7 protein-coding genes are annotated in these 7,837 nt (G+C 59.0%); all 7 read left to right on the top strand.

The window, feature by feature from the left end; genetic code table 11:
- Positions 1 to 151 precede the first annotated feature (151 nt).
- The 7 genes from E1180_RS08245 (at position 152) to E1180_RS08215 (ending at position 7,829) form a co-directional block, all read left to right on the top strand.
- Positions 152 to 1,636 (top strand): replicative DNA helicase, encoded by a 1,485-nt coding sequence (locus E1180_RS08245; RefSeq protein ID WP_155190695.1) that lies wholly within the window; start codon positions 152 to 154, stop codon positions 1,634 to 1,636.
- 128 nt (positions 1,637 to 1,764) lie between these two features.
- The gene (gene alr, locus E1180_RS08240) at positions 1,765 to 2,907 is read left to right on the top strand and encodes an alanine racemase (RefSeq protein ID WP_283404454.1); all 1,143 of its coding nucleotides are present in this window, start codon (positions 1,765 to 1,767) and stop codon (positions 2,905 to 2,907) included.
- A gap of 18 nt (positions 2,908 to 2,925) precedes the next feature.
- Positions 2,926 to 4,326 carry a DNA repair protein RadA gene (gene radA, locus E1180_RS08235; protein ID WP_155190694.1) on the top strand — a complete coding sequence of 467 codons (1,401 nt, stop codon included), beginning with the start codon at positions 2,926 to 2,928 and terminating at the stop codon, positions 4,324 to 4,326.
- Between the two features lie 68 nt (positions 4,327 to 4,394).
- Positions 4,395 to 5,006, top strand: coding sequence for a CvpA family protein (locus tag E1180_RS08230; RefSeq protein ID WP_155190693.1), 612 nt, complete (start codon positions 4,395 to 4,397; stop codon positions 5,004 to 5,006).
- Positions 5,007 to 5,075: 69 nt separating this feature from the next.
- A complete protein-coding gene (gene purF / locus E1180_RS08225; RefSeq protein ID WP_155190692.1) occupies positions 5,076 to 6,548 on the top strand; it encodes an amidophosphoribosyltransferase in 1,473 nt (490 codons plus the stop codon).
- Positions 6,549 to 6,663: 115 nt separating this feature from the next.
- Positions 6,664 to 7,392: an SDR family NAD(P)-dependent oxidoreductase gene (locus tag E1180_RS08220; protein WP_155190691.1), complete on the top strand. Its 729-nt coding sequence runs from the start codon at positions 6,664 to 6,666 to the stop codon at positions 7,390 to 7,392.
- 65 nt (positions 7,393 to 7,457) lie between these two features.
- Positions 7,458 to 7,829 (top strand): VOC family protein, encoded by a 372-nt coding sequence (locus E1180_RS08215; protein ID WP_155190690.1) that lies wholly within the window; start codon positions 7,458 to 7,460, stop codon positions 7,827 to 7,829.
- Positions 7,830 to 7,837 lie beyond the last annotated feature (8 nt).

Here is a 7,837-nt window from a genome sequence, read left to right as displayed (position 1 = left end):
AGTCCTCAAACGGGATTGGAGTCAAGCCGGTTTCTGATATTTTCCCGCTGATCTGTGAATCGCGGTGGGAATCGGAGACAGCCATTTTTCGGCCTTGAGCACCTTCCTGGCAGCGGCTATTCCGGGTGAGCACTGGTCATCGGGGGACGATATGAAAGGCACATTACAAAAGGTCGATGCGGCAGAAGATGCCCAACGGCTTGCACCGCATAACGCGGAGGCCGAACGGCAGCTTTTGGGTGCGATCCTCGTCAACAACGAGACCTTCTACCGTGTGTCGGATTTTCTTGAACCACACCATTTCTTCGTTCCCCCTCATCAGGACATTTACGAGAAGGTCAGCCATCTCATCCGGGCTGGCAAGACGGCCTCACCGATCACGCTGAAGACCTTCTATCCGGCGGATGCGAAGATAGCGGACCTTTCGGCAACCCAGTTTCTTCTGCGCCTTGCGGGCGATGCCGCTTCGATTATCAACGCGGAAGACTATGGCCGGACCATTTATGACCTCGCAATCCGCCGGAACCTGATCCGCATTGGCGAGGACATGGTGAATATCGCCTTCGATGCACCGATCGACGTGCCGCCGGTCCAGCAGATCGATGATGCGGAACGGCGCTTGTTCGAGCTGGCCGAAACCGGCCGCTCCGAAGGCGGGTTTGTCGCCTTTGGCGATGCGCTGACAGAGACCATCGAAATGGCCCATGCAGCCTGGAACCGTGAAGGCGCCCTTTCCGGCATCTCCACCGGCCTGCACAACCTCGACAAGCTGATGGGCGGTCTGCAGCATTCCGACTTGATCGTCCTCGCAGGACGTCCCGCGATGGGCAAGACATCTCTTGCGACCAACATTGCCTATAATGTTGCCCAGGCCTATCAGGCCGAGGAGCAGCCCGATGGCAGCCTGAAAACGGTGAATGGCGGCGTCGTCGGTTTCTTCTCGCTGGAAATGTCCGCTGAACAGCTCGCAACGCGTATCATTTCCGAACAGGCGGAGATTTCGTCATCCAAGATCCGGCGCGGAGACATTTCGGAAGCGGAGTTTGAGAAACTTGCGGCCTGCGCTCAAACCATGCAGACGGTTCCGCTCCATGTGGACCAGACGGGTGGCATTTCAATCGCCTCCCTGGTCGCCAAGGCACGCCGCCTGAAACGTCAGCGCGGCCTTGATCTTCTGGTGGTCGACTATATCCAGCTCTTGTCCGGTTCCGCCAAGAACTCCGGCAACCGCGTTCAGGAAATCACCGAGATCACAACCGGCCTGAAGGCGCTGGCAAAGGAACTCAATGTTCCGATCATTGCGCTCTCCCAGCTGTCCCGTCAGGTGGAGTCGCGGGATGACAAACGCCCGATGATGTCGGACCTTCGTGAATCCGGCTCCATCGAACAGGACGCGGACGTGATCATCTTCGTGTACCGTGAGGAATATTATCTCTCCAAAACCGAGCCGGAAGTCGGCTCACCGGAATATGCCGCCTGGGAAGCAAAGCATGAAGCTGCCAAGGGCAAGGCCGAGGTGATTATCGCAAAACAGCGTCACGGCCCGACCGGAACGGCCAATCTTCAGTTCGAAGGGCAGTTCACCCGCTTCTCCGACCTTGCCGAAGACGATCATCTGCCGGAGCGGTACGAGTAGACCCGGATCTCACATTGACCGGCCTTGGCTGAGCGGTATTTATGGACCCATTGGCAGCAAGGACCGGTCCTGGGCTAAACTGATCCGGTGTGGCCCGATCCGATTCGTTCAGGAGACCCGTTTCCATCGTGAAAGCCCAAGCGGATATCCCCTTCCCCACCGGTCTCCAGAGCGGCCGCTTGACCATTGATCTCGATGCGCTTGCCGCCAATTGGCGCTATCTTCAGGGGCAGCTCTGCAAGGGGGCGGAATGCGCGGCCGCTGTAAAGGCCGATGCCTATGGAACGGGTCAGGAAAAGGCCTGTAAGGCGCTGGCGGATGCCGGGTGCCGGACCTTTTTTGTTGCGGTTGCAAGCGAAGGGATCACCCTGCGGCAAAGCCTGCCGGATGCGGTGATTTATGTGCTGGATGGGTTGTTTCCAGGCACGGCACCGCATTTCGTGGAACACGGCCTGCGTCCGGTCCTTGGATCAATCGAGGAACTCCGCGAATGGGCCGCATTTTGTGCCGCTGAAGGCCGCAGTTTTCCAGCGGCAGTTCATTTGGACACCGGTATACACAGGCTTGGTTTATCGGCGGAAGAATTTACGGCTGCGCTCGGCGATGCGGAGCTCCGGGCTTCCTTCGAGCCGTCCCTGAACATGAGCCATCTTGCCTGCGGCTCTGATCCGGATCACCCAATGAACCTGAGGCAACTCGAGAAATTCAGATCCGTGACGGCCCCCTTTGCAAGCATTCCGCGGTCCCTTGCAAATTCAGCCGGTGTGCTCATGGGCGCAGACTATCACTTCGACATGGCACGGCCCGGCATCGCGCTTTACGGCGGCAAGGCTATCGATACGCGGCCCAACCCCATGAGCCCGGTTGCCAAGGTGGAGGCACGTATCATGATCGTGCGCGATGTACCGGCAGGCGACACAATCGGCTACGGCGCGGCGCAAACAGCGCAAAGGCCGCTCCGGAATGCCGTTGTCGCGGCCGGATATGCGGACGGAATGCTGCGCAGGGCCAGCAGCTCTAATTTGAGACCCGGGGGCTACGCCATGATCGGCGATTACAAAGCCCCAATCCTGGGCCGGATTTCCATGGACATGATCACGCTGGATGTCACGGATATCCCGGCCGAACTTGTTCAGCGCGGCGCCTTTGTGGAAATGCTGGGACCGAGGGTTGAAGCCGCTGATCTCGCAGCGTATGCGGAGACCATCGATTACGAATATCTGACAAGCCTTGGCCGCCGTTTTGAACGGGTCTACGGCCCTCTGACCTGAGCGGAGCAAGCACCCAACATGGCCAGGCGGTCCACGTCTTTTGTTTGCCAGTCCTGCGGGGCGGTCACCGCCAAATGGGTCGGACGATGCGAATCCTGCGGTGAATGGAACACCATCGTTGAAGAGCAGACCGGAGGCGGCATTGGCGGCGGCCCCGGACGGGCGTCCAAGAGCAAGGGCCGCGTTGTCCAGCTTGTCGGCCTTTCCGGCGACAACAAGGAAGCCCCGCGCATCCAGACGAAGGTCGCCGAGCTTGACCGGGTGACCGGCGGCGGTTTCGTGCGCGGCTCTGCCCTTCTGGTCGGCGGAGATCCCGGTATCGGAAAGTCGACGCTTTTGATCCAGGCAGCTGCCCAACTGGCCCATCTCGGTCACAAGACCGTTTACATCTCCGGTGAGGAAGCCATTGGTCAGGTCCGGCTGCGGGCGGAGCGGCTGGGGCTGGCGGATGCGCCTGTGGCGCTTGCGGCCGAAACCAGCGTGGAAGACATTCTCGCGACGCTTGAAGCAGATACAGCACCGGCCTTGCTGATCCTGGATTCCGTTCAAACGCTCTGGACGGACCAGGTGGACTCGCCCCCTGGAACGGTTACCCAGGTGCGGGCATCCGCACAGGCCATGGTCCGGTACGCCAAGAAGAATGGCACAACGCTTGTCCTGGTTGGCCACGTGACGAAAGACGGTCAGATTGCCGGGCCGCGCGTGGTCGAACACATGGTGGATGCGGTCCTGTATTTTGAGGGCGACGGCGCCCATCAGTACCGCATCCTCCGTTCCGTGAAGAACCGTTTTGGCGCGACAGATGAAATCGGCGTCTTTGAAATGACTGGCAAGGGCTTGGTGGAAGTCGCCAACCCGTCGGCCCTATTTCTCGGCGACCGGTCAACCTCCGCGCCAGGAGCTGCCGTATTTGCAGGCCTGGAAGGATCGCGCCCGCTTCTGATCGAGATACAGGCCCTGGTCGCGCAATCCTCGCTTGGAACGCCGCGCCGGGCCGTCATCGGCTGGGACAATGCACGGCTTTCCATGATCCTTGCGGTCCTGGAAGCGCGCTGCGGCGTGCGCTTCTCCCAGCACGATGTTTATCTCAACGTTGCCGGTGGATTGAAGATCAACGAGCCGGGGGCCGATCTTGCCGTTGCGGCCGCCTTGATCTCCTCTCTCAGCGGGCTTGCTCTTCCGGCCAATTGCGTCTATTTCGGCGAAGTCAGCCTGTCCGGGGCCATCCGGCCGGTCGCCCAGGCCCAATCCAGGCTGAAAGAAGCGGAAAAACTCGGCTTCGATCAGGCCTATTGTCCGGAGGGAAACCTCAAGGATGGCGCTGCATCGGCATTCAAGGCAACTGGCCTGCCGGAACTTGGGGACTTTGTTGCCAAACTTTCGGCGGAAGCTAGTGCGAAAGGAACCGCTGGCGCATGATGGGCCGGGTTCAAACGTGAAGATTTGCGTGGTTTTCACCCACGCCAGTTAGAGGACTTTTCAGGGACATGCCGATTACGCTTCTGGACGGACTGGTTCTGGGGATCATGTTCATCTCGGCCATTCTCGCGATGATCCGCGGTTTTGTGCGCGAAGTTCTTTCCATCGTGTCCTGGGTTGCGGCAGCCGCTGCGGCGTTTTTCCTCTACGAACGGGTCACACCCTACGCACAACAGTACATTTCGCACGATTTGGTGGCGATGGGCGTTGCGGCCGCTGGTGTTTTCCTGGTGACGTTGATCGTGGTCAGCTACATCACCATGCGCATTTCAGACTTCGTGCTCGACAGCCGCATTGGTGCTCTCGACCGCACGCTCGGGTTTGTCTTTGGCGCCGCCCGCGGCCTCCTTCTCGTCGTCGTGGCGATGATGTTCTTCAACTGGTTCGTCCAGCCGGAACAACAACCGCAATGGGTCCTGGACGCTAAATCCCGTCCGGTCATGCTGTCAATTGGCGAGAGACTCGTCTCGGTCTTGCCTGAAGACCCGGAAAAGGCCATCTTGGACAAAATCAAGGAAAACAACGTAACAGGCGGGACCGCCAATACGCCGGCGGAAGAACCCAGCTACAGCGACTCCGAGCGCCAAGGCCTCGAGCAACTGACAACGGACAGCAACTGACGCCTGAAACAGCGTCACCCAAAACGACACTGCTGGGCCGGACAGAGCCCCATAAAAGGAGTGGCCGCCATGACCGGCGAGACCAACGCGCTCGATAATTTCGATATAAATGACGACACGCTTCGAGAGGAGTGTGGCGTTTTCGGTATCCTTGGCCACGAAGATGCCAGTGCCTTGACGGCCCTGGGCCTGCATGCGCTTCAGCATAGGGGCCAGGAAGCTGCCGGCATTGTGACCTTCGACAATGAGCAGTTCCGTGCCGAGCGGCACCTGGGACTGGTCGGCGATCACTTCTCTGACGCTGATACGATTGGACGCCTGACTGGGCGGGCCGCGGTCGGTCATGTGCGCTATTCCACGACCGGTGAAACCATTTTGCGCAACGTTCAGCCACTTTTTGCTGAACTTGATGGCGGCGGCATCGCGGTCTGCCATAACGGCAACTTCACGAATGCGCTCACATTGCGCCAGCAGTTGATCCGCGATGGCGCCATCTGCCAGTCGACATCGGATTCTGAAGTCGTGCTTCAGCTTGTGGCACGTTCGCGCAAGCAGAAGATCATTGACCGCTTCATTGAGGCGATCACGCAAATGGAAGGCGCTTACGCGCTCGTTGCCCTAACGTCCAAGAAGCTCATCGGCGCGCGCGATCCGCTTGGCATCCGCCCGTTGGTTCTGGGCGATCTGAACGGTGCCCCGATCCTGGCGTCGGAAACCTGTGCTCTCGATATCATCGGCGCGAAGTTCATCCGGGAAGTGGAAAACGGCGAAGTCATCGTCTGTACGTCGACCGGCATCCAGTCCTTCTTCCCGTTTGGCAAGCAACCGGCCCGCCCGTGTATCTTTGAGTACATCTACTTCTCCCGTCCGGACTCGATTGTCGGCGGGCGCAGCGTTTATGACGTGCGCCGGGAAATGGGCAAGCAGCTTGCCAGGGAAACCCATGTGGATGCGGACGTTATCGTCCCTGTTCCGGACAGCGGCGTCCCGGCGGCCATTGGCTACAGCCAGCAATCCGGCGTGCCGTTCGAGCTCGGCATTATCCGGAACCACTATGTCGGCCGGACCTTTATTGAACCGACCCAGCAGATCCGTGCCCTCGGCGTGAAAATGAAGCATTCCGCCAACCAGTCACAGATCGAAGGCAAACGCATCATCCTGGTGGATGACAGTCTGGTGCGCGGCACGACTTCCGTAAAGATCGTGCAGATGATGCGCGAAGCGGGCGCAAGCGAAGTGCACTTCCGCCTTGCAAGCCCGCCGATCAAATATTCCGATTATTACGGCATCGACACGCCGGTCCGCGAAAAGCTTCTGGCCGCCAAATACAGCCTTGAGGAAATGCGGGCCTACATTGGAGCGGACAGTCTGGCTTTCCTCTCCGTGGACGGGATCTACAAATCCATGGGCTATGATGGGCGCGATGATGCCAACCCGCAATTCACAGACCATTGCTTCACCGGTGACTACCCGACACCGCTGACGGATCTGGCCGAAGATCAGGATTTTGTCAGCGCCCCGCGCCTTGTCGAGGTTGGCTAGAGCATCTGCTGTTTCGTTCAAAGCCCCCCGCAGATGCTCGACCACTTCATGATCGATCAGCTTTGGGCGTTAAACCGGGTCCGTTTTATCGCCCGCCGATCTTAAGAGTTAGAAAATGGAAAAAGACTTTGACGGCCGCGTAGCTCTGGTCACAGGCGCTTCGCGCGGCATAGGCTACCAGCTTGCCAAACAACTCGGATCGCGCGGCGCGCATGTCATCGCGCTGGCCCGCACTGTCGGCGGCCTGGAAGATCTTGACGATGAGATCAAGAGCGCCGGCGGCCAGACGACCCTTGTTCCGGTCGACCTCACCGACTTCGACGCGCTTGACCGCCTTGGGGCTGCCATCTTCGAACGCTGGAAGAAGCTTGACATTTTCATCGGAAATGCCGGCATGCTCGGCACACTCGCCCCGCTCGGCCACATCAAGCCGAAAGACTTCGAAAAGGTGATGGCGGTCAATGTGACGGCGAACTGGCGTTTGATCCGCTCTCTTGACCCGCTTCTCCGGCAGTCTGATGCCGGCCGGGCGCTGTTCCTGACCGCATCTCAAGTGCGCAGCTGCACGGCCTTTTGGGGCCTCCAGACCATGTCGAAGGCAGCCGTTGAGGCAATGGCCCGGACATGGGCGAACGAAAGCCTTCAAACCCGGATGAAAATCAATCTGGTTGACCCTGGCCCAACCCGGACCGGGCTCCGGGCCAAGGCCATGCCTGGCGAACCGCCGGAAAAACTTCCGCATCCTTCAGAGATCACCGGAGATCTCCTGGCCCTGGTGACACCAGACGTCAAGGCGACCGGGCAACTCTTTGACCGCGTCAGCCGCGAGTGGCATTCCTTCTGATTTATCTCTGGTTTTAGGCGTCCAGATGGTGTCTCCTTTGAAAGGTTATCAAAGGAGATCAAGCCATGCAGCTTGGAGCTTTTTCCCTCAGTCTTGCCGTCAAGGATCTGGCAGCGTCGAAAGCCTTTTATGAAGGTCTTGGGTTTTCAGATCTCGGCGGCTCCGGATCGGACGACTGGGTTATTCTCAAGAATGGCGAGACGGTCATCGGGCTGTTTCAGGGCATGTTTGACAAGAACATGCTGACGTTCAACCCCGGCTGGGATCAGAACGCAAATCAGCTGGCCACTTTTCAAGATATCAGAGACTTGCAGAAGAAACTTAAGGCGAAAGGTTACCAATTTGCACAGGAAGCTGACGAGCGGGCGAGCGGGCCTGCCAGCTTTGTGCTGATCGACCCGGATGGTAATCCGATCCTTGTCGATCAACACAGGTAGGGAAGCGT

Origin of the sequence: Roseibium denhamense (genome assembly GCF_009711415.1) — a bacterium.
Classification (GTDB): Bacteria; Pseudomonadota; Alphaproteobacteria; order Rhizobiales; family Stappiaceae; genus Roseibium; species Roseibium denhamense.
This window is presented reverse-complemented; position numbering and strand designations above follow the sequence as displayed.

What these genes read in the sequence shown, in the direction of transcription:
- E1180_RS08245 (WP_155190695.1), top strand. Translation starts at nt 152, where the DNA reads ATGAAAGGCACATTACAAAAGGTCGATGCGGCAGAAGATGCCCAACGG.
- radA (WP_155190694.1), top strand. Translation starts at nt 2,926, where the DNA reads ATGGCCAGGCGGTCCACGTCTTTTGTTTGCCAGTCCTGCGGGGCGGTC.
- E1180_RS08230 (WP_155190693.1), top strand. Translation starts at nt 4,395, where the DNA reads ATGCCGATTACGCTTCTGGACGGACTGGTTCTGGGGATCATGTTCATC.
- purF (WP_155190692.1), top strand. Translation starts at nt 5,076, where the DNA reads ATGACCGGCGAGACCAACGCGCTCGATAATTTCGATATAAATGACGAC.
- E1180_RS08220 (WP_155190691.1), top strand. Translation starts at nt 6,664, where the DNA reads ATGGAAAAAGACTTTGACGGCCGCGTAGCTCTGGTCACAGGCGCTTCG.
- E1180_RS08215 (WP_155190690.1), top strand. Translation starts at nt 7,458, where the DNA reads ATGCAGCTTGGAGCTTTTTCCCTCAGTCTTGCCGTCAAGGATCTGGCA.